The sequence below is a fragment of the [Erwinia] mediterraneensis genome (assembly GCF_900604315.1).
GTDB classification, from domain to species: Bacteria; Pseudomonadota; Gammaproteobacteria; order Enterobacterales; family Enterobacteriaceae; genus Pantoea; species Pantoea mediterraneensis_A.
On the sequence record NZ_LR026978.1, the window covers coordinates 1,053,211 to 1,074,773 of the forward strand.

A 21,563-nucleotide genomic window follows, 5' to 3' on the forward strand; every position below is an offset into this window, starting at 1 on the left:
TCGGATTCCCGCTGGCAGCTGTGTTGGCGGTATTCACTGCCAGCGGAAAGTCCTTCAGGTAAATGCGTTCGGGCAACAAATTAAACAATATAATCAATCAATGATGGCTCCTGCTTGCACAGACGTCGCCAGTCAACCATCGGCATACGCACCTGCAAGCACAGCTTACCGTCGTCTTCATTCCACTCTTTTTCAATCGCCTGTAACTGATAAAAACGGCTACGCAAACGGCCTGCTTCCGGCGGCAGGCTGAGTTCAAACTGGGCAATTTCCCCTGCCAGGCGCTCAGAAAGAGCCTGCCAGAGTAAAGGAATACCCGCACCGGTCTGCGCAGAAAGCCAGACGCGAATCGGGAGATTCTCTTCATTACGATCGATACGCGGCTCAAAGCCTTCCAGCATATCGATTTTGTTCATCACCAGCAGCGTCGGGATCTCATCCGCTTCAATCTCCTCCAGCACGCTGTTAACCGCCTCGATATTATCATTGGCACGCACATCCGCGGCATCGATAATATGCAGTAGCAAGGCCGCCTGACGCGTCTCCTGCAAGGTTGCTTTAAACGCCGCCACCAGATCGTGTGGCAGATGACGGATAAAACCTACAGTATCCGCCAGCACTACCTCGCCCACATCAGCTACGTTCAGACGACGCAACGTGGGATCCAGGGTCGCAAAAAGCTGATCCGCCGCATAGACGTTAGCGGAAGTAATGGTATTAAACAGGGTGGATTTACCGGCGTTGGTATAGCCCACCAGCGAAACTGTTGGCACATCCGCTTTGGCGCGCGCTTGTCTGCCCTGCTCGCGCTGTTTTTCAACGCGCTCAAGCCGGGAGAGAATCTGGCTGATTCGGTTACGTAACAAACGACGGTCAGTTTCCAGCTGCGTTTCACCCGGGCCGCGCAGGCCGATACCGCCTTTCTGACGTTCAAGGTGAGTCCATCCGCGTACCAGGCGGGTCGCAAGATGGCGCAACTGTGCCAGCTCGACCTGCAGTTTACCCTCATGGGTACGGGCGCGCTGGGCAAAGATATCAAGAATTAAGCCCGTGCGGTCGATGACACGACATTCGCACAGACGCTCGAGATTGCGTTCCTGAGCAGGGGTTAAGGCATGATCGAATAAAACGACCGATGCACCACTCGACTTTACCGCATCGGCAATTTCAGCTGCCTTTCCTTCACCGACAAAATATTTGGGATGGGGCGCTTTACGGCTGCCCGTAATCACTTGCAGCGCTTCAACGCCTGCGGAAGAAACCAGCGTTTCAAATTCCTGCAGGTCTTCCATCTCTTTGTCTTGGGAGAACCAGATGTGTACCAGTACGGCCTGCTCACCGGCATCATAACGGTCAAACAAGCTATAACCTCGCTAAAATAAAATACCAGGACAGGAAAACGTTCGCGCCTCCCGGCCCTGGATTTACGGCAACGCCTTACTCTGCGCTATCACCGTCTTGTTGTGGCTGCGACTGCGCGGCCTGATTACTACCACCATGGTGGTAATTGCTTCCGCCGCCACCTGCATTATTGCTGTGGTGTGACACCGGGCGGGACGGGACCACGGTTGAGATAGCATGCTTATATACCATCTGGCTGACCGTGTTTTTCAACAAAATCACGAACTGATCAAAAGATTCAATCTGACCTTGCAGCTTAATACCATTCACCAAATAAATCGAAACCGGAACACGTTCACGACGCAATGCGTTCAAAAACGGGTCTTGTAATGATTGCCCCTTAGCCATTCTATCTTTTCCTTATATGCTTGTTGTTTGTTACTGAGAACCGATGGTTCTGAAAAACTGCGTAAAAATTTGCGCACGATAACGGATCAATTGTACACAATCACCCATGCTTCGCACTAAGAACCTGTAACACTGCATCACGCGCTGCTTCTGGCTTGTCACTGTCTAACCAGTGGACATTTTGCCAGCCGCGTAACCAGGTTAACTGGCGCTTGGCGAGCTGTCGCGTCGCGCAAATTCCCCGATAAACCATATCGTCATAATCGGTTTCGCCAGCCAGATAAGACCACATCTGGCGATACCCTACACAACGAATGGAAGGCATATCCGTATGCAAATCACCTCGTGCAAACAGGGCCCGAGCCTCCGCTTCAAATCCTGACGCCAGCATCTGTTCATACCGTAAAGCAATGCGCTGATGTAACAGCTCACGACTCGCCGGTGCAATAGCAAATTGATACACATTGTAGGGTAACGCTTCGCCAGACGTTTTTGTCAGTTCCGTTAAAGTTTTACCCGAAATAAAAAAAACTTCCAGTGCTCGCGAAAGTCTCTGCGGATCATTCGGATGAATACGACTGCCCGCAATCGGATCGATATCGCACAACTGGCGGTGTAAGGCTTCCCATCCTTTCTCACGCGCCATTTGCTCTATACGCTGGCGTACTTCAGGATCGGCCGAGGGCAACGGCGATAATCCTTCCAGTAGCGCCTTGAAATAGAGCATGGTTCCACCAACAAGCAACGGAATTCGCCCGCTTCGGGTGATTTCCGCCATTTCTGCCAGCGCATCGCGACGAAACTCTGCAGCGGAATAAGCTTCCGCCGGGTCGCGAATGTCCAGCAAACGATGGGGCGCCTGTGCTAACTCTTCAGCCGACGGTTTCGCCGTACCAATATCCATCCCGCGATAGATTAAGGCAGAGTCAACACTGATAAGTTCAACCGGAAGAGAGCGACGCAGCGAAATTGCCAGCGCGGTCTTACCGGAAGCTGTAGGCCCCATCAAAAAAATAGCCTTTGGCCGGCCAGTCTGGTTCATTTCACTCATGCTTCAGGGCGTTTAACGCGTTCTCAATCGCTACGGCTTGCAATAAGCCAGAAGGCGGCGATTTCACCAGCTGGGGACAGAGTCGTTCCAGTTCCGCCAGTAGGGCGATCGCCTGTGAGTGATTCCAGTTCGGAGATTCCGTGTCGCTGTGACGTGCCAGCCATTGAGCGAGCTGCGACTCGGACATTTCCTGCTGCCGGGCCAAATAGCCTAACAGTTCCGGAATCAAGTTTTGTAAATTTTGTGTTCGTAATGGTAAAGGCACCGCGCGCAGCGTCACATGCTGTCCTTCGCTCTGCAATTCCATGCCCATGGCGGCAAGCAGGTTCGCCCAGGTCTGGATCGCCTGTCGCTCAGGTTTATCGACTTTCAGGCGGATCGGAATCAGCAGCGGCTGAGGTTTCAGCCCCGCTTCACCAGGTTGCAGCTGCGCCTGCTTCAGCCAGCGTGCCGCGACCCGCAGCGAAATCAGCGCCAACCCTTGTTCCTGCTCCAGCAACGCATACTGTGCCTGCAGCACCGTCAGCACGCGGCCAAAGCTTTGCGCGTGCGCCGCCAGCGGCGCCTCGCTGACAGCCGGTGCCTGACGGCCTTGCGGCGCGGCGGCGGGCGGTTCTGCCGCCGGACGCGCCGGTGCTGCTGGCGTTTTCAGCAGCTGCTGATAAACCGCACCTTCCCGCTTGCGGTAACCGCTCTCCTTGTGCTGCCAGGGCGCTGCCGCACCCGCTGTCTCCGGGTGCGCAGGCGCAGGCCGGGAAAAATGATTGCTCCCTGCCGCCTGGCGGTTCTCCGGCTGCCAGCGCGGCGGCGGTTCTTCCGCCTGCCCTGCCTGGCTCAGCGCCAGAGCGGGCGCTGCGCTGGCCTGCAGGGCGCTCAGGACCCCCTGGAAAATAAAGTCATGCACCAGGCGCGACTGATGAAAACGCACCTCATGCTTGGCCGGATGCACATTGACATCCACCTGATGCGGGTCAACTTCCAGATAGAGCACATAGGCGGGTTGTTGATCCTCAGCCAGCTGAGTCTGAAACGCCTGGCGAATCGCATGGTTGATCAGCTTGTCGCGCATCATCCGCCCGTTGACGTAGCAGTACTGCAGGTCAGTGACCTGACGCGAACCCGTCGGATCAGCCACCCAGCCATGCAGACGGAGGTCGCCATGCTGCCAGTCGATACGTAGCGCATGGGTCATAAAGGTGGTGCCGCAAATGGTGCCCAGGCGCCGTTCGCGTTGCGACTCTTGCGTGACAGCGCGATATTGCCGCACCAGCTTGCCGTTATGCGTCAGCGAGATCGACACATCAAAGCGCGCCAGTGCGATACGCCGAATCACCTCATCAATATGGGCGAACTCGGTCTTTTCGGTGCGTAAAAACTTACGTCGCGCCGGCGTGTTATAAAACAGGTCGAGAACTTCCAGCGTGGTACCGCAGGGATGGGCGGCAGGCTTGACCGTAACCGTCATATCCCGGCCCTCGGCATAAGCCTGCCAGGCTTCGCTCTGTTCCGCGGTGCGCGAGGTCAGAGTCAGGCGCGAGACCGAGCTGATACTCGCCAGCGCTTCGCCGCGAAACCCCAGGCTCATGATCGCTTCCAGATCGTCCAGCGAGGCGATTTTACTGGTGGCATGACGCGCCAGCGCCATCGCCAGTTCATCTTTGACGATACCGCAGCCATTGTCCCGGATACGGATAAGCTTCGCGCCGCCTTTTTCGATATCCACATCAATGCGCGTGGCCCCGGCATCCAGGCTGTTTTCGACCAGCTCTTTCACTACCGACGCAGGACGTTCAACCACTTCACCCGCCGCAATCTGGTTAGCCAGCTGCGGCGGCAATATCTGTATTGGCATGATGTTTATCCTTTTGCGGGCTTATCCGGCACAGGTACACTCATCAGGAAGCGGGGATTTTCAACGCCTGGCCCAGCATGACATTGGTCGACTTCATATTATTCTCCTGCATGATCGCTTGCGGGCTGACGCCATAATGCGCCGCAATCGCCGTCAGGGAATCCCCCCGTACCACTTTATGGCGTAGCGGTTTGCGTGCTGTGGTGCTGCTGCCCTGCGCCGGCACTTTCAGACGCTGGCCCACCCAGACGCTCTCTTTTTTCAGGCGATTCAGCTCGCTCAACGTCGCCATACTGACGCCATATTTAGCGGCGATCCCCGACAGCGTTTCACCGCGCTGGACCACATGCAGCCGGGTCGCCCCGCTGTAGCGCGCTTTGCCCGTTGCCGCGTTTGATGCCACGCTAACCGCCGCTGCTGAGCTGAACGGTTGCTTTTCCTCCTTTGGGAGCGTCTGTAGCGGATGCGCCAGAAAATAGTTGCGCAAGCCCTGATAAATAGACTGAGCAATCTTTTCCTGATGTGCGCTACTGCCGAGCAGCCGCTCCTCCGAGGCATTACTGATAAACCCGGTCTCCACCAGCAGTGAAGGAATATCGGGCGAACGCAACACACCGAGACTGGCGTGTTCCGGTAAGCGTTTGTGCAGCGGCGATACGCTACGCAGCTGCTGTAATACCTTCACGGCCACATCGTAACCAACGCGTTGCGAGTGACCAAACTGCAGATCGAGTACTGCCTGGCTGAGGTAAGGATCGGCCTGGCTGTTCGCCAGCAGATCCCCTGCGCCGCCGAGCAGCTCCGACTGTTTCTCGCGCTGCTCCAGCCAGTTCGCCATTTCGCTGTTGGCGCGGCGGTTGGAGAGTACCCAGACCGAGGCGCCGCTGGCGGTGTGATTGGGCGCTGAGTCGGCATGAATCGACACCAGCAGATTGGCGTTCGCTTTACGCGCAACGTCAGAACGTCCCATCACGGAAATAAAGTAATCGCTCTCGCGCGTCAGAACCCCTTTGAACATCGGATCCTGATTCAGCAGCGTTTTCAGCTTACGTGCGATGCCAAGCGTCACATTCTTCTCTTTCAGCCCGTGCTGACCAATCGCGCCCGGATCCTGACCGCCATGCCCGGCGTCAATGGCGACAATAATGGTTTCGCTGCGGCTGCTGGCGGCGCGCGTGCGCACCTGGCTGGTGCTGGTCACCGAGGTCACCCGGTTGCCGTCAAAAGGATTGCGCGCCGGCGCGCTATTCTGCACCTGACGCGGCGCGCTGCTGGCGGCGTTTGCACTGGGCACCCGGGCCGTCTGCTGCGTGCCTTTAATCGTAAACACCACGTTGTAGTTGCTGCCATTACGTTGGGTCACGGCGCGCGTTTTCCCTGGCTGCGTTAACTCAAAGACCAGGCGGATGCTTTGCGCATCTTTTGGCGTGCTGCTGCGGATGCGCTTTACAATATTTTCACCGCTGAAGTTTAGCGGCAAACCCTGAATGGTTCCGCTCTGACGGATATCCAGTACGACGCGATCGGGATTGCGCAACGGAAAATAGCCGTAAACCGGCTGGCCGGCAAAGCTCAGCGTCACCGTTGCCTGGCTGTCGCCGTTTGATACCTTGATATCTGACAGGCTGGCCGCCAGGGCTGAGCCTGAAACCAGGCTCAACAGCGCCAGCAGCCCGATTTTTATCCATGACATCATGTCAGATCCCTGTGGTGGCTGAATTGCGCAACGATGGCTTCCCCGGCTGGCGATTGCGCAACGATTTCCGCCTGACGCGCAGCCCCCATATAGCTCAGGGTGAGCGACACATCAGGTTCAGGCAATACGCCCTGTCCCTGCTGCGGCCACTCCACCAGACAGATGGCGTCACCGCTGAAGTAGTCGCGGATCCCCATAAACTCCAACTCTTCCGCATCGGCCAGCCGGTAGAGATCAAAATGATACAGCGCACGCGTACCGATCTGATAAGGCTCAACCAGCGTGTACGTCGGGCTTTTTACATTACCCTGATGGCCTAATGCCTGTAAAAATCCGCGGCTAAAGGTGGTTTTTCCCGCCCCCAGATCGCCATACAGATAAAGAATGGTCGCGCCGTGACAGACGCGGGCCAGTTGTGCGCCCAGTTCGAGCGTTGCTGCCTCATCGGGCAAAGAAATAACACAGGTTTTCATGCTTTCTTATGAAATCATCTCTGGATTAACGAACTGCCACAGCCGTTCGAATAAATCTGTTGCCAACATACCACGCGTACCGCGCTGTCGGGCCACGGCATCTGCCGCCGCGCCATGCACTACGCATCCGGCACAGGCGGCCTCAAACAGTGCCAGCTTCTGGCCCAGCAACGAGGCGATAATACCGCTTAATACATCCCCCATGCCGCCGGATGCCATGCCCGCATTGCCGACATCCGCAAACGCCATCTGTCCTGCTTCACTGGCGATGATGGTGCCAGCCCCTTTCAGTACCACCACACCGCCGTAGCGCTTTGCCAGGGTCTCCGCTGCATGTAAGCGGTCACTCTCAATTTCGCTGGTCTTGATACCGAGCAAACGCGCGGCCTCGCCAGGGTGCGGCGTGATGATGCGATTTTGACGTTTCTGCGCACTGAATGCCAGCAGGTTAAGTGCATCAGCATCCCAAAGCATCGGCTTTTCACTTTTTTCAACGCTTTTCAACGCCTTCTGACCCCAGTCACGCTGTCCGAGCCCAGGACCAATGGCGATCACATCCGCCCACTCTACCCCCTGCGCCAGGCTTTGATCGCTCAGCGCGTCCACCATCAGTTCCGGACGCGCAGCCAGAATCGGCGCGATATTATGGGGGTGAGTAAGCACTCGCACCAGCCCTGAACCGGTACGCAGCGCGGCCTCTGCCGCCATGCGAATGGCGCCGGCCGTACCGTCATCGCCGCCAACCACCAGTAGTCGCCCGTGATCCCCTTTATGCGAGGTGGGTCGGCGCGGCGGCAGCCAGTGCCTGAGGTAACCGGCATCAAAACGCGCCATCGGCGCTGACTGAACGGCCAGCCAGTTTTCCAGACCCAGCGCATGAAAATGCAGCTGCCCGATATAATCACGGGCTTTGCCGGTCAGCTGACCCGGCTTCAGGGCAATCACACTCAGGGTATGCGCAGCCTCTATTACCGCGCCAGGGGCGGTGCCGTTAGCAGCCACTAACCCTGATGGCATATCAATTGCCAGCACCGGCGCCGCATGCGCGTTGGCTTTCTCGATCAACGCCGCATAAGGGGCTGACGGGGGACGGTTCAGACCGGTGCCAAGCAGCGCATCCACAATGACATCAACCTTCTCCGGCCAGGGGGCATCCGCCGCATGGATCTCGCCGCCCGCTTCCAGCCAGCTGTTGCGCGCGCTCTCCGCCTCTTCCGGTAAGTCGCTGCTTCCCTCACAGGCCAGCAGCGTGACCTGATACCCCGCCGCCTGCGCCAGACGCGCTACCACATAGCCATCGCCACCATTATTACCGTGCCCGCACAGGATCAGCCAGTGCTGCGCGTCGGGCCACAGCTGTCGGATTTTCTCATACACCGCCTGCCCGGCACGCTGCATCAGTTCATACAGCGCAATGCCGTAGCTGTCCGCAGCATCTGTTTCCAGCTGACGCAGGGCCTGCGCAGGCCAGACAGAATATGGTAAGCTGTGCGCGTTTGCTTCCGATAGTTGGTCTCTCATGTCATACCCTTTCGATCTTCATCAGCTTGCCCAACGCATTAAACAGTGGGGTCTGGAACTCGGCTTTCAGCAGGTCGGTATTTGCGATACCGATCTCAGCGCGGAGGAGCCGCGCCTGCAAGCGTGGCTGGAGAAACAATATCATGGCGAGATGGCGTGGATGGCGCGACACGGCATGATGCGTGCGCGCCCGCATGAGCTTCTGCCCGGCACGCTACGCGTGATCAGCGTGCGCATGAATTATCTCCCGGCCAAAGCGGCCTTTGCCTCGACGCTGAAAAATCCCCATGCCGGTTACGTCAGCCGTTATGCACTGGGTCGTGATTACCACAAAGTATTGCGCAATCGCCTGAAAAAGCTTGGGGAAATGATTAAAGAGTATTGCAGCGAACTCAATTTCCGTCCCTTTGTCGATTCGGCGCCGCTGCTGGAAAGGCCGCTGGCGGAGAAAGCGGGACTCGGCTGGACCGGCAAGCATTCACTGATTCTGAACCGGGAAGCGGGCTCGTGGTTTTTCCTTGGCGAGCTGTTGATCGATCTGCCTTTGCCGGTGGATAAACCGCAGTCGGAGCAGTGCGGGCGCTGCGTGGCCTGCATGACTATCTGCCCCACCGGCGCCATTGTTGAACCTTATGTGGTCGATGCGCGCCGCTGTATTTCCTACCTGACGATAGAGCTGGAGGGCGCAATTCCGGCAGAGCTGCGTCCGCTGATTGGCAACCGCATTTACGGCTGCGACGACTGTCAGCTGATTTGTCCGTGGAACCGTTACAGCCAGCTGAGCGATGAAGAAGATTTTTCGCCGCGCGCCGTGCTGCACGCGCCGCGCTTACTCGACCTGTTTCAGTGGGATGAAGCCACATTTTTGCGGGTAACGGAAGGATCGGCGATACGCCGCATCGGGCATCTGCGCTGGTTACGTAATGTTGCGGTCGCGCTGGGCAATGCGCCCTGGTCAGCCGGGATTATTCCGGCGTTGCAGCAGCGGCTGGGAGAACATCCTCTGCTGGATGAACATATTCACTGGGCGATTGCTCAGCAACAGGCCAGGCAGGAGAGCTGGGTTATTGATGTCGAACCGGCGCAGAAAAAGCGGCTTATACGCGCCGTGGAAAAGGGGCTGCCGAGAGATGCATAACAGCGTTTTGCCCTGGCAAAAGGATTTTTCCACAAGCTGTGAATAAAAATAAAAACCCGTTGCCATTCAACTGGCCGGAATTTCGCAATACGCCTCAATAACAAATTGAAATATCTTCATCTTCTTTAAAAACAATAATTTATCATCAAGATGTAAAACTTTGCGATCACCCTTGCGTAAGCGAAGCCGAATCGTATCTGTGGATAACTCTGTTTAAAAGGCTTTAGCAGAGGCGGGAAAACCGCGGTAAAACTCACAAGTCGCGCTGTGGATAACAGGACCGTGCGCCTGGCGCGCAAGAAGAAAGAACAAGTAAGAAAACTGGAGCGGGAAACGAGACTCGAACTCGCGACCCCGACCTTGGCAAGGTCGTGCTCTACCAACTGAGCTATTCCCGCTAAGAAGGGCAATACTGACAAGAAATCTGGAGCGGGAAACGAGACTCGAACTCGCGACCCCGACCTTGGCAAGGTCGTGCTCTACCAACTGAGCTATTCCCGCAATAGAGATGTCTTTTACTTACTGTTTGAACTGGAGCGGGAAACGAGACTCGAACTCGCGACCCCGACCTTGGCAAGGTCGTGCTCTACCAACTGAGCTATTCCCGCGCCTTGTACCGAGATAAAATTCTTCATCGGTACGGGGTGCGCATTATACGAGAATTCCTTTTTGCCGCAAGAGCCTGAAAGCAAATTTTTTCGTTTTCGCTGCGTTTGCTGATTAAATCAGCAAAATGCTGTTTTCCTGCGCACCCTTCCCATCTACAGTTGCAAAAAATGCTCGCGATAGTAGGCCAGCTCAGCCACCGACTCGCGGATATCATCCAGCGCCTGATGCGTGCCTGCTTTCTTGAAGCCTGGCAGAATATCGGGCTTCCAGCGACGCGCCAGCTCTTTCAGCGTGCTGACATCAAGGTAACGATAGTGGAACCAGGCTTCCAGCTCCGGCATATATTTAAACAGAAAACGGCGATCCTGGCCGATGCTGTTGCCGCAAATCGGCGAGCAGTTGGCGGGCACCCACTGTTTTAAAAACTCCAGCGTCGCCAGTTCCGCCGCGCGATCGTCATATTCGCTGGCCTTCACGCGCGTGACCAGACCGCTGTTGGTGTGCGTACGCACATTCCATTCATCCATCAGCGCCAGCTGCGCATCCGACTGATGCACAGCAATCACCGGCCCTTCCGCCAGGATATTAAGATGGGCATCGGTTACCAGGGTGGCGATCTCAATAATGCGATCCCGTTCAGGATCGAGTCCGGTCATCTCCAGATCAATCCAGATTAAATTATTTTCATTTCCCGTCGTCATGCTGTTTCCTGCGGTTGGCTGGTCGTCATTACCATGAAATAGGGTGTATCATAGACGTTTTGCCCCGCAGGGCGAAGCCTGACAAAACCAAGTGAGAGGATGAGTGAGCAAAAATAAACTGTCAAAAGGCCAACAGCGTCGCGTAAGCGCTAACCATGAGCGCCGTCTGAAGCAACGCAGCGAAAAGCCGGAACCGGATGACAGCCAGTTTGGTGAAGCGCAGGAGGGCATCGTCATCAGCCGTTTCGGCATGCACGCCGACGTGGAAGATAGCGCGGGCGATGTTCATCGTTGCAATATTCGCCGCACCATTCGCTCGCTGGTTACCGGCGACCGCGTCGTCTGGCGCGCCGCCAATGAAAGTACAGGTAAAGGTATTGTTGAAGCGGTGCATGAACGCAGCAGCGTGTTAACCCGCCCCGATTTTTATGATGGCGTTAAACCCATTGCCGCCAATATCGATCAGATTCTGATTGTTTCCGCGATCCTGCCGGAACTGTCGCTCAATATCATTGATCGTTATCTGGTCGCCAGCGAAACGCTGGGGATTGAACCGCTGCTGGTGTTGAATAAAATTGACCTGCTGGATGACAAAGCGCGCGCCTTTGTCGATGAGCAGATGGATATTTACCGTCGTATCGGCTATCACGTGCTGATGGTCTCCAGTCAGGCAAAAGATGGTCTGGCGGACCTGGAAGCAGCGCTTAATGGCCATATCAGTATTTTTGCCGGTCAGTCCGGCGTAGGGAAATCGAGCCTGCTGAACGCGATCCTGGATCTCGAGCAGAGCGGCGAAGCAGCGATCCTGACCAACGACGTCTCGGATAACTCCGGCCTGGGCCAGCACACCACTACTGCCTCGCGTCTCTATCACGCTCCCCACGGCGGTGATGTGATTGATTCTCCCGGCGTGCGCGAATTTGGTTTATGGCATCTCGAACCGGAACAAATTACCCGTGGATTTGTCGAATTCCGGGAATTTCTCGGCAGCTGTAAGTTCCGTGACTGCAAACACGATACTGATCCCGGCTGCGCCATCCGCGCAGCGGTGGAGGATGGCTTGATCGATGCTTCGCGTTTTGCAAATTACCATCGCATTCTGGAGAGTATGGCGCAGGTGAAAACGCGTAAGAATTTCTCCGCCGGGGAAGATTAACCCTCCTCACAGCGGATTCGCCAACTTACCAGGGCGCTGCTACAATGCGCGCCCCTTTTCGTTAACGTCTTGAATTAAGCCAGGAGGCTAAGGTGTTTGATCGTTTAAAGCTCGGCCTGAATCATTTTCTGCCAAAAAAATGGCTGACCGAACTGGCTGGCTGGGGCGCAAGTCGCCGTGCGGGCTGGCTGACCAAAGCGGTCATCGATATCTTCGTCTGGTTCTATAAAGTCGATATGTCTGAGGCGCGCAAGGCCGATACGGCCAGCTACCGCACCTTTAACGACTTTTTTGTGCGCCCGCTGAAAGATGAGGCGCGCCCGATCGAAGCTGACCCGAATCTGGTTGTCTTACCCGCCGATGGCGCTATCAGCCAGCTGGGGCGTATTGACGACAATCAAATTTTTCAGGCTAAAGGGCACTATTATTCTCTGGAAGCGTTGCTGGCCGGTAATGAAGAGATGGCCGCCCAGTTCCGCGACGGCGACTTTGTGACCCTTTATCTGGCGCCGCGCGACTATCATCGCGTACATATGCCCTGCAACGGCATCCTGCGGGAAATGATCTACGTGCCGGGCGATCTCTATTCCGTGAATCCCCTGACGGCGCGCAATATCCCGAACCTGTTTGCCCGTAACGAACGCGTTATCTGCTATTTCGATACCGATCTCGGACCGATGGTGCAGATTCTGGTGGGCGCCACCATTGTCGGCAGCATCGAAACCGTCTGGGCGGGCACTATTACGCCGCCGCGTGAAGGAGTGATCAAACGCTGGCACTACCCTGCTGCCGATGCGGAAGGTGCCGTGGTGCTGCTGAAAGGGCAGGAAATGGGCCGCTTTAAGCTGGGCTCTACCGTGATTAACCTGTTTGCACCTGGCCGCCTGAAGCTGGCGGAAAGTCTGGAAGCGGAAAGCAAAACCCGTGTAGGCCAGCCGCTGGCCATGATCTTGCCTCAACCCGGTGAAAACCTCACCACTGTTGAATAACCCCGAGTCACTTCCGTGCGTTCACTTATGATTCTGCTGCTGAGCCTCTGGCTCAGCGCTTCCACCTTCGCCGCCGGCGTGCCGGAAGCGAACCAACTCCGTCAGGAACTGGAAACGGCCAAAGCCGCGAAAAGCTCCCCCGCTCAGACTGAGCAGATCCAGTCGCTGGAAACAGCACTGAGTTACCTCGACGAACGCGATGCATCGCTGGAACGGGCAAAGCAGTATCAGCAGGTGATTGATGATTTCCCGCGCCTCGCCCGGGAACTGCGCCAGCAAATTGCCGCCTTTAAAAACAGCAGCAAAACCGTGCGCAGCACCATGAGCAGCGCCGAGCTGGATCAGGAGATCCTGCAGGTCAGCAGCCAGCTGCTGGAGGAGAGCCGACAGGCGCAGCAGGAGCAGGATCGGGCGCGCGAGATCAGCGACTCCCTGACGTTACTGCCACAGCAGCAAACCGAAGCGCGGCGCGCCATGACGGAGAGTGAACGGCGTTTACAGAGCACCACGGCAGGTAGTACGCCGCTGACGCTGGCGCAGCAGGCAGCGCGCCAGGCGGAAAATGCGGCCAGCAAAGCGCGCGTGGATGAACTCGAACTGGCGCAACTCTCGGCCAATAATCGTCAGGAGCTGGCGCGTATGCGCGCCGAAGTGCATCAGCACAAAGCCTCGCAGCTCGACAACTATCTGCAGGAATTGCGCAACCAGCTGAATAATCAGCGGCAGCGGGAAGCGGAACTGGCGCTGGCGCGCACCGAACAGCTGGCAGAGAACAGCGGCGATTTGCCTCCCGCCATCCGCGATCAGTTTCGTGTCAACCGTGAACTTTCTGCGGCGCTGAATCAGCAGGCGCAGCGCATGGATCTGGTGGCCTCGCAGCAGCGCCTGGCAACCAATCAGACGCTTCAGGTGCGCCAGGCGTTAACTACCCTGCGTGAGCAATCGCAATGGCTGGGCGCCTCTAACCTGTTAGGAGAAGCGCTGCGTGCGCAGGTCGCCCGCCTGCCTGAGATGCCCAAATCGCAGCAGATTGACAATGAAATGGCTCAGCTGCGCGTACAGCGTCTGCATTACGAAGGGCTGTTTGCCCGTCAGGATGAGCTGCGCAAAGAGAAACAGGCCAACGGTGCTCCTCTGAGCAGCGAACAAAACCGTATTCTCGACGCCCAGTTAAAAACCCAGCGTGAGCTGCTTAATTCCCTGATTTCCGGTATCGACACGCTGATACTGGAAATCACTAAGCTGAAGGTGGCCAACACCCAGCTGCAGGAGGCGCTGACCGAGGTCAAAGAAGCGACCCACCGTTACCTGTTCTGGACCGCAGACGTCAGCCCGGTGAGCCTGAGCTTTCCGCTGGATGTGGTACACGATCTCTACCGTCTGCTGTCATTTGATACTCTCAGTCAGATGGGCAAGGCGCTGGCGATGGTATTTACCAGCCAGGAGACGGTATTTCCGGTGCTGGGTGCCATGCTGCTGCTCGGCTTCAGCATCAGCTCCCGCCGCCACTATCATGCATTTCTGGATCGCGCCGCCAGCAAAGTGGGCAAGGTTACCCTGGATCGCTTTCAGCTGACCCTACGTACCGTATTCTGGTCGATTTTGCTGGCCTTACCGCTGCCTCTGCTCTGGGGCGCGCTGGGCTATGGCCTGCAACACGCATGGCCTTATCCTTTTGCGGTCGCTATCGGCCATGGTATTACCGACACCTTCCCTCTGATGTGGACCTTAATGATCGGTGCCGCTTTTGCCCGCCCGCACGGTTTGTTTATTACCCATTTCCGCTGGCCGCAAACGCGCGTGGCGCGCGCCATGCGCTACTATCCGCTCTCTGTCGGGCTGATTGTGCCGCTGACGATGCTGCTTATCGCCTTCGCCAATCAGGAGGATCGGCAATTTTCTGCCAGCCTCGGCCGCTTCTGCTTTATTTTAATTTGCGGCGCGCTGAGTATTGTCACCGTCAGCCTTAAACGTGCCGGTATCCCGCTGCATCTCGATAAAGAGGGCAACGGCGACAATATGGTCAACCGCATTTTGTGGAACCTGATGGTCGCTATTCCGCTGATTGCGGCTTTCGCCTCCTGCATCGGTTATCTGGCGACGGCGCAGGCGTTACTGGCGCGTCTGGAAACCTCGGCGGCGATCTGGTTCCTGCTGCTGGTGATTTATCACATTATTCGCCGCTGGATGTTGATTCAGCGCCGACGCATCGCCTTCGATCGCGCCCGTCAGCGTCGCGCGGAGCGGCTGGCTAACCGTGCCCGTAATGAAGATGAGAAAGAACCGGTGCTGCAATATGCCGATGGCGTGGAGCTTGATGAGCCGGTTATCGATCTTGATGCTATCAGCGCCCAGTCGCTGCGCCTGGTGCGTTCTATTCTGACATTAATTGCGCTGGTTTCCGTGATTGTGCTCTGGTCGGAAATCCACTCCGCCTTTAGCTTCCTGGAAAATATTCGCCTGTGGGATGCCAGTACCACGGTACAGGGCGTAGAAAGCCTGCAGCCGATTACCCTGGGCTCCGTACTGATTGCTATTCTGGTGCTGATAATCACCACGCAGCTGGTGCGCCATATGCCGGCGCTACTGGAGCTGGCCCTGCTGCAACATCTCAGCCTGACGCCGGGCACAGGCTACGCCATCACCACGCTGACCAAATATCTGTTGATGCTGATTGGCGGCCTGCTGGGCTTTTCGCTGATTGGTATCGAGTGGTCCAAACTGCAATGGCTGGTGGCGGCGCTCGGTGTCGGACTCGGTTTTGGTCTGCAGGAGATTTTCGCCAACTTTATTTCGGGTCTGATTATTCTGTTTGAAAAACCGATCCGCATCGGCGATACGGTCACCATTCGCGATCTTACCGGCAGTATTACGCGGATCAATACGCGTGCGACCACCATTACCGACTGGGACCGCAAAGAGATCATTGTGCCCAACAAAGCCTTTATCACTGAGCAGTTTGTCAACTGGTCACTCTCAGACACCGTGACGCGCGTCGTGCTGACCATTCCCGCCCCGGCGAAGGTTAACAGCGAAGAGGTTACGACCCTGCTGAAGCAGGCCGCCGCGCGCTGCCACTACGTGCTGGATACCCCACCGCCGGAAGTTTATCTGGTGGATCTGCAGCAGGGCATTCAGCTGTTTGAACTGCGTATCCATGCCGCGGAAATGGGGCATCGTATGCCGCTGCGCCATGAACTGCATCAGCTGATACTGCGCGGCTTTGAAGAGCATGGTATTGAATTGCCGTTCCCACCTTTCCAGGTACGCATGGAAACCATCGGCAAGAAAACACCGGCCAGCAACGGCACGCCGCCCGCCAGAGCCTTCCGTTCCGGCGGCCTTTAAGGCATAAAAAAGCCCGCCGCGACGGATCGCAACGGGCATGTCATGAAGATTTATGCGCGGCGCCAGATGGAACCCCGAACGCGCTACTGCTGCATAAACGCTTCGCCCTGAGCGATATCTTTTTTCAGCGTTTCCAGCATGCCCTTTAAAGCCTGCTGTTCAAATGCACTCAGCTCGCCGACAGGTCTGCGCTCTGCGATGCCATTTTTGCCTAACAGCAGTGGCTGAGAGAAGAAGCGGGCATATTCCCCCTCCCCCTCAACATAAGCGCACTCGACAACGTTGCTTTCTCCCTGTAGCGCGCGCACCAGTGACAGGCCAAAACGTGCCGCGGCTTGTCCCATCGAGAGTGTGGCGGAGCCGCCACCCGCTTTTGCTTCAACCACTTCAGTACCGGCGTTCTGAATACGTTTGGTAAGATCACTCACTTCCTGCTCGCTAAAGCTGACGCCTTTGACCTGCGACAGCAAGGGCAGAATGGTAACGCCCGAGTGACCGCCGATCACCGGGACTTCAATCTCGTCCGGCGATTTGCCTTTCAGTTCCGCCACAAAAGTATTCGCCCGGATAATATCCAGCGTGGTCACACCAAACAGGCGGTTCTTATCGTAAACCCCCGCTTTTTTCAGCACCTCGGCAGCAATGGCGACCGTGGTATTAACCGGGTTGGTAATTATACCAATCAGCGCCTGGGGTGCCGTTTTTGCCACCTGCTCCAGCAGATTACGTACGATGCCGGCATTAACGTTAAAAAGATCGGAGCGATCCATGCCAGGCTTACGCGCAACGCCAGCGGAAATCAGTACCACATCCGCCCCCTCCAGAGCCGGGGTTGCATCCTCACCACTAAAACCGTTAATTTTTACGGCGGTTGGAATGTGACTGAGATCAACCGCAACACCAGGTGTAACCGGTGCAATATCGTAGAGAGAGAGTTCTGAACCCGCAGGCAATTGGGTTTTCAGAAGAAGTGCAAGCGCCTGACCAATACCGCCAGCGGCGCCGAGTACTGCAACTTTCATCCTATACTCCTTATTAGGGTGGGACAGAGAAGTGCCGGGAATCCATGTGCTTACGACATTAATTTACTTCTCCGGTGATGGCGAGTGCTCTCTGTTCAATTTGCGTACTACCGCAATAATTTGAGCGGGAAAGCGTCGTATAAAGCCGTTATCCCGGAGATTGATGACGTTAACGCATGCAGATAATGACCCGACGGTTATCCTGTGGCTCGAATAACACCGTCAATAATATAACAAGTTTGCAACCTTCGCCCTGTGCGCTCACCCGGGCTTTTTTTGGCCTGCCGGAAAAATTTTGCTAAAATCGTCGCCCGCTCGCCTTTTCCGCCATCCCGTCGGGATGCACATTGCATAAAAATTCATTTATATGCATAATAATTTATCTGCCTGCGGCGGATTCTCGCTTTTTTCCCTTTATTACTGGTAGCCTATGCGTAATCCAACAAAACAAGACGATCTGATTAAGGCATTTAAAGCCTTATTAAAAGAAGAAAAATTCAGCTCCCAGGGCGAAATTGTTCAGGCGCTGCAGGAAGATGGCTTCGAGAATATTAACCAGTCGAAGGTTTCCCGCATGCTGACCAAGTTTGGCGCTGTACGTACGCGTAATGCCAAAATGGAAATGGTTTACTGCCTGCCGGCGGAGCTGGGCGTTCCTACCACCTCCAGCCCGCTGAAAAATCTGGTGCTGGATGTTGATTACAACGATGCGTTAGTCGTGATCCATACCAGTCCCGGTGCGGCCCAGTTGATTGCGCGCCTGCTCGACTCGCTGGGTAAAGCGGAAGGAATTCTTGGCACCATCGCCGGTGATGACACGATTTTCATTACTCCGGCTCGCACTTTTACCGTCAGGCAGTTGTATGACGCCATTCTGATGCTGTTCGAACAGGAACTCTGATCCACATCTGCTACCGGCAGCCTTGCCTGCCGGTTCCCTTTCAGTTTTTCCCTCTGTGCCCCCCTGCCTGCTGCCCTTTATTAGCGCCCGTCTTATGCCTGTGGAACCTTTACGCATCAGGACTATTGGTCGGTCCTTTTCATCTAACCGTTGCACGCTGTTATTTTCCACTGGTGTGAGCCACACATCCAGTTGAAATCACCAGGATATTTTTTTGACCCAGACCGATCGTCCATAACTTTTCGCACAAAAAGACAAATTGACCTAGATCACTGTTTTACAAGATTTTTGATGAGCTTTGGGTGAAAAATGAACGTTTTTTATAACCAAAGGATATTAAAAAATGACACATAGCTAAAGTGTAACAACAAAACATTATTAGGCAGGTATTAATTTCATGCGTTACTAGATCTATACTTGTTTTCGTGATGAACATCACACTAACAACAAAGAAAAAACAGAAGACGAGGAAATATCTATGAACATGAAAACGACTGTCGCTGCGCTGAGCGTGCTATCTGTCCTGTCATTTGGCGCTTGCGCCGCAGAATCTATTAATGCACAGCAGGCTAAAGATCTGCAGCCTGCAGGCACTATCAGCGTCAGCGGTATTGCTGGCTCCCCGATGGTTATCCAGGAGCAGCTGAACGCTAAAGCCGAACAGCAGGGCGCTAAAGCCTACCGGGTGATTGAGGCCTATAACAACGGCAACTATCACGCTACCGCTGAGCTCTACAAATAATCATCTGCGGATACCAGGACAATGTTTCAGATTGCCCGGTCACGAATTTCAGGAGCATCAACCATGAAAACCAAACATCTTATCGCCGCGTTAAGTCTGGCTTCACTGGTCTCTTTTGGCACCAGCGCCGCCAGCCTGGTAAGTAACCAGGACGCACAAAATATGAATCTGCAGTCAATGAACCAGACGATCTCTGTCAGCGGTCGCAATGGTGACCAGACAGATATCCGTCAGGCGCTGTCCCGCAAAGCGGAAGCGCAGGGTGCAGGTCACTACCGTATTATTGAGAATCACCTGGATAACACGTATCACGTGACCGCCGAACTTTATAAATAATCGACCCGGCGCTGCCGAGGCGCCCGGAAATGACATCGACGACCCGCTACCGCTGTACCATGCTGCAGGTTGTTGATTGTAATGAGGAGACGAATTATGAAAATCAAAACAGCCATCGCAACAGTCAGCCTGCTTTCCGCCATGACCTTTGGTGCTTCTGCCGCACAACTGGTCACTGCTGAAGGCGCGCGTAACCTGCAGCCTGCAGGCACCGTCACTATCAGTGGCGTCGCGGGCGCGCCGATGGATTACCGTGCTCAGCTCTCACAGAAAGCTGATGCGCAAGGTGCCAGCGCCTATCGCGTCATCGAAGCGCGTACCGGCGACAACTACCACTTTACTGCGGAAGTTTATAAATAATTCCTCGTCGCTCCTGACGAATTTCTGGCCCCGTTTCATGGGGCCTTTTTTATATCTGCCTATTGCACATTAAAGCGGAGCTGTCCTTCCAGCTCCTCTTCTGCTTCTTCAAACAGCAGGAGTAGCGCACCGTAGCGTCGTCTCTGCCCTCTTCCCAGATTCACAAATTCAATTTGCAGTGGTAAAGGCAACGCCGAACCAGCCACCACCTCCCATAAGCTATCCAGATCGTTAATTACCCTATCAAACAAGGCAAAACGCTCGCTGAACTGGCGGTAGAAATGGCCCTGGTCAACGATCTCGTTAAAGTCAAAACGCTCTGTTCTCATGCCGGGGCCTCCATAACGTCGCGTTGGGCGACCGCAGCCGCCCAAAGATGTGCTGTTTAGCGCGCTGCCTGTACTCAGTCAAGCCCGCCCAGATGCAGGGTTTTGACCTCAAGATACTCCTCAAGCCCCAGCACCGAGCCTTCGCGCCCCAGGCCAGACGCTTTTACACCACCAAAAGGCGCTACCTCGGTAGAAACCGCACATTCATTAATGCCGATCATGCCGCTTTCCAGCGCCGCCGCCACGCGGAAGACGCGCTGCAAATTCTGCGTATAAAAATAGGCGGCCAGGCCGAACTCGGTCGCGTTGGCGCGCTGGATCACCTCATCTTCATCATCAAAACGGAAACAGGCCGCTACCGGTCCAAAGGTCTCTTCCTGCGCCAGCTTCATGCCTTCATGGGCATCGGCAATCACCGTGGGCTGCCAGAAGTTGCCGCCCAGCGCGTGGCGTTCCCCCCCGGTCACTAATTTGCCGCCCTGCGCCATCGCATCCTGCACATGCTCTTCAACCTTTTCTATCGCGGCCGCATTGATCAAGGGGCCAACCACCACCCCCTCTTCCATACCGTTACCCACTTTGAGTTTTTTCACCGCTTCCGCCAATTGATTCACGAAGCGGTCGTAAATGGCGTTGTGGATAAAGAAGCGGTTCACGCTGACACAGACCTGCCCGGCGTTGCGAAACTTATTGGCGATGGCCCCCTGCACCGCCGCATCGATATCGGCATCTTCAAATACGATATAGGGCGCATTGCCTCCCAGCTCCATCGAAACTTTTTTCATGGTGTCGGCGGCATTACGCACCAGCAGTTTGCCCACCTCGGTTGAACCGGTGAAAGAGATTTTACGGACCGCCTTGTTCGCCATAATGGCATCACTGATGGCATGAGTATCGCCAGCCACCGCATTCAGCACCCCATCCGGCACTCCGGCTTTTTTCGCCAGCGCCAGCAGGGCAAAGGCACAGAGCGGCGTATTATTGGCCGGCTTGATAATGCCGGTGCAGCCTGCCGCCAGCGCTGGCCCCAGTTTGCGCGTCAGCATCGCCATCGGAAAATTCCATGGCGTGATCGCGGCGACCACGCCAATCGGCTCGCGGGTAGCCAGAATGCGCGACCCCGCTTTGGCTGGCGGAATAATTTCGCCATTGGCGCGCCTGGCCTGCTCGGCAAACCATTGAATAAAGCTGGCAGCGTAATCGACTTCGCCCTCCGCCTCTTTCAGGGGTTTGCCCTGCTCTGCAGTCATTAGCTGCGCCAGCCAGCGTTTGTTCTCGATCATCAACTGATACCAGCGGTAGAGAATTTCACTACGTGCTTTCGCTGTTTGCGCGCGCCAGGCGGGAAAAGCGCGCCGGGCGGCGGCTATGGCCTGCTCGGTTTCCGCTTTGCCTGCTTTCGCGACTTTTGCCAGCACTTCGCCCGTGGCGGGATTGAGGACATCAAAGGTGGTGGGCAAAGTCTGCCACTTGCCATCGACCAGATAACCGGTCTGGAAAAGATCGCTTTCGTGTAAAAGAGTGGACATGGGCTCTCTCCTGTCTGGTTGCCTTCCTGTTGAGCAAAGTATAGATGGCAATACCGACAGG

The 21,563-nt window shown here is 55.7% G+C and carries 19 protein-coding genes and 3 tRNA genes; 8 read left to right on the forward strand and 14 right to left on the reverse strand.

The features are described from left to right. Positions 1-80: 80 nt before the first annotated feature. The 7 genes from hflX to nnr all read right to left on the reverse strand — a co-directional run bounded on the left by hflX (position 81) and on the right by nnr (position 8,342). On the reverse strand, positions 81-1,361 hold the full coding sequence (gene hflX / locus E0E17_RS04940; RefSeq protein WP_130832077.1) for a ribosome rescue GTPase HflX: 1,281 nt from the start codon (positions 1,359-1,361) through the stop codon (positions 81-83). Positions 1,362-1,437: 76 nt separating this feature from the next. Then, on the reverse strand, positions 1,438-1,749 hold the full coding sequence (gene hfq / locus E0E17_RS04945; protein ID WP_130832079.1) for an RNA chaperone Hfq: 312 nt from the start codon (positions 1,747-1,749) through the stop codon (positions 1,438-1,440). 100 nt (positions 1,750-1,849) lie between these two features. Next, entirely contained in the window at positions 1,850-2,800 is a 951-nt protein-coding gene (gene miaA / locus E0E17_RS04950) for a tRNA (adenosine(37)-N6)-dimethylallyltransferase MiaA (RefSeq protein ID WP_130832081.1), read from the reverse strand. Next, the gene (gene mutL / locus E0E17_RS04955) at positions 2,793-4,652 is read right to left on the reverse strand and encodes a DNA mismatch repair endonuclease MutL (RefSeq protein WP_130832083.1); all 1,860 of its coding nucleotides are present in this window, start codon (positions 4,650-4,652) and stop codon (positions 2,793-2,795) included. The genes miaA and mutL overlap by 8 nt, the downstream gene beginning before the upstream one ends. Before the next feature lie 43 nt (positions 4,653-4,695). Beyond that, complete coding sequence (gene amiB, locus E0E17_RS04960) at positions 4,696-6,348, reverse strand: N-acetylmuramoyl-L-alanine amidase AmiB (RefSeq protein WP_130832085.1); 1,653 nt, start codon at positions 6,346-6,348, stop codon at positions 4,696-4,698. After that, positions 6,345-6,821 carry a tRNA (adenosine(37)-N6)-threonylcarbamoyltransferase complex ATPase subunit type 1 TsaE gene (gene tsaE / locus E0E17_RS04965; RefSeq protein ID WP_130832087.1) on the reverse strand — a complete coding sequence of 159 codons (477 nt, stop codon included), beginning with the start codon at positions 6,819-6,821 and terminating at the stop codon, positions 6,345-6,347. Before tsaE ends, amiB begins: the two co-directional genes overlap by 4 nt. A gap of 6 nt (positions 6,822-6,827) precedes the next feature. Further along, complete coding sequence (gene nnr, locus E0E17_RS04970) at positions 6,828-8,342, reverse strand: bifunctional ADP-dependent NAD(P)H-hydrate dehydratase/NAD(P)H-hydrate epimerase (protein ID WP_130832089.1); 1,515 nt, start codon at positions 8,340-8,342, stop codon at positions 6,828-6,830. On the opposite strand from nnr, the gene queG reads away from it, so the two are divergent. Beyond that, the gene (gene queG, locus E0E17_RS04975; RefSeq protein WP_130832091.1) at positions 8,341-9,480 is read left to right on the forward strand and encodes a tRNA epoxyqueuosine(34) reductase QueG; all 1,140 of its coding nucleotides are present in this window, start codon (positions 8,341-8,343) and stop codon (positions 9,478-9,480) included. The two genes, nnr and queG, sit on opposite strands and share 2 nt — an antisense overlap. A gap of 322 nt (positions 9,481-9,802) precedes the next feature. On the opposite strand, the gene E0E17_RS04980 is transcribed toward queG, so the two are convergent. The 4 genes from E0E17_RS04980 to orn all read right to left on the reverse strand — a co-directional run bounded on the left by E0E17_RS04980 (position 9,803) and on the right by orn (position 10,790). Continuing rightward, positions 9,803-9,878: transfer RNA gene (locus E0E17_RS04980), tRNA-Gly, on the reverse strand. Between the two features lie 27 nt (positions 9,879-9,905). Then, positions 9,906-9,981, reverse strand: a tRNA-Gly gene (locus E0E17_RS04985). Between the two features lie 31 nt (positions 9,982-10,012). Then, positions 10,013-10,088, reverse strand: a tRNA-Gly gene (locus E0E17_RS04990). 153 nt (positions 10,089-10,241) lie between these two features. After that, positions 10,242-10,790, reverse strand: a complete 549-nt coding sequence (gene orn, locus E0E17_RS04995) for an oligoribonuclease (RefSeq protein WP_130832093.1) — start codon at positions 10,788-10,790, stop codon at positions 10,242-10,244. Positions 10,791-10,893: 103 nt separating this feature from the next. Here orn and rsgA point away from each other — a divergent pair, with 103 nt between their 5' ends. From rsgA to mscM, 3 genes are all read left to right on the forward strand, one after another. Continuing rightward, positions 10,894-11,946: a small ribosomal subunit biogenesis GTPase RsgA gene (gene rsgA / locus E0E17_RS05000; protein ID WP_130832095.1), complete on the forward strand. Its 1,053-nt coding sequence runs from the start codon at positions 10,894-10,896 to the stop codon at positions 11,944-11,946. Positions 11,947-12,038: 92 nt separating this feature from the next. After that, positions 12,039-12,935: an archaetidylserine decarboxylase gene (gene asd, locus E0E17_RS05005; RefSeq protein WP_130832097.1), complete on the forward strand. Its 897-nt coding sequence runs from the start codon at positions 12,039-12,041 to the stop codon at positions 12,933-12,935. A 15-nt stretch (positions 12,936-12,950) separates the two neighbouring features. Then, positions 12,951-16,283, forward strand: a complete 3,333-nt coding sequence (gene mscM / locus E0E17_RS05010; RefSeq protein WP_130832099.1) for a miniconductance mechanosensitive channel MscM — start codon at positions 12,951-12,953, stop codon at positions 16,281-16,283. 83 nt (positions 16,284-16,366) lie between these two features. Here the strand turns inward: mscM and mdh are convergent, their stop codons facing one another. Continuing rightward, the gene (gene mdh / locus E0E17_RS05015; RefSeq protein ID WP_130832101.1) at positions 16,367-17,305 is read right to left on the reverse strand and encodes a malate dehydrogenase; all 939 of its coding nucleotides are present in this window, start codon (positions 17,303-17,305) and stop codon (positions 16,367-16,369) included. 430 nt (positions 17,306-17,735) lie between these two features. On the opposite strand from mdh, the gene argR reads away from it, so the two are divergent. The 4 genes from argR to yhcN (E0E17_RS05035) all read left to right on the forward strand — a co-directional run bounded on the left by argR (position 17,736) and on the right by yhcN (E0E17_RS05035) (position 19,644). Continuing rightward, complete coding sequence (gene argR, locus E0E17_RS05020) at positions 17,736-18,206, forward strand: transcriptional regulator ArgR (RefSeq protein ID WP_130832103.1); 471 nt, start codon at positions 17,736-17,738, stop codon at positions 18,204-18,206. A 478-nt stretch (positions 18,207-18,684) separates the two neighbouring features. Next, complete coding sequence (gene yhcN, locus E0E17_RS05025; protein WP_130832105.1) at positions 18,685-18,948, forward strand: peroxide/acid stress response protein YhcN; 264 nt, start codon at positions 18,685-18,687, stop codon at positions 18,946-18,948. A gap of 63 nt (positions 18,949-19,011) precedes the next feature. Continuing rightward, positions 19,012-19,284 carry a YdgH/BhsA/McbA-like domain containing protein gene (locus E0E17_RS05030; protein WP_130832107.1) on the forward strand — a complete coding sequence of 91 codons (273 nt, stop codon included), beginning with the start codon at positions 19,012-19,014 and terminating at the stop codon, positions 19,282-19,284. A gap of 96 nt (positions 19,285-19,380) precedes the next feature. Further along, the gene (gene yhcN, locus E0E17_RS05035) at positions 19,381-19,644 is read left to right on the forward strand and encodes a peroxide/acid stress response protein YhcN (RefSeq protein ID WP_130832109.1); all 264 of its coding nucleotides are present in this window, start codon (positions 19,381-19,383) and stop codon (positions 19,642-19,644) included. Positions 19,645-19,703: 59 nt separating this feature from the next. On the opposite strand, the gene E0E17_RS05040 is transcribed toward yhcN (E0E17_RS05035), so the two are convergent. Then, the gene (locus E0E17_RS05040; protein ID WP_130832112.1) at positions 19,704-19,973 is read right to left on the reverse strand and encodes a barstar family protein; all 270 of its coding nucleotides are present in this window, start codon (positions 19,971-19,973) and stop codon (positions 19,704-19,706) included. 74 nt (positions 19,974-20,047) lie between these two features. Then, positions 20,048-21,502, reverse strand: a complete 1,455-nt coding sequence (locus E0E17_RS05045) for an NAD-dependent succinate-semialdehyde dehydrogenase (RefSeq protein WP_130832115.1) — start codon at positions 21,500-21,502, stop codon at positions 20,048-20,050. Positions 21,503-21,563 lie beyond the last annotated feature (61 nt).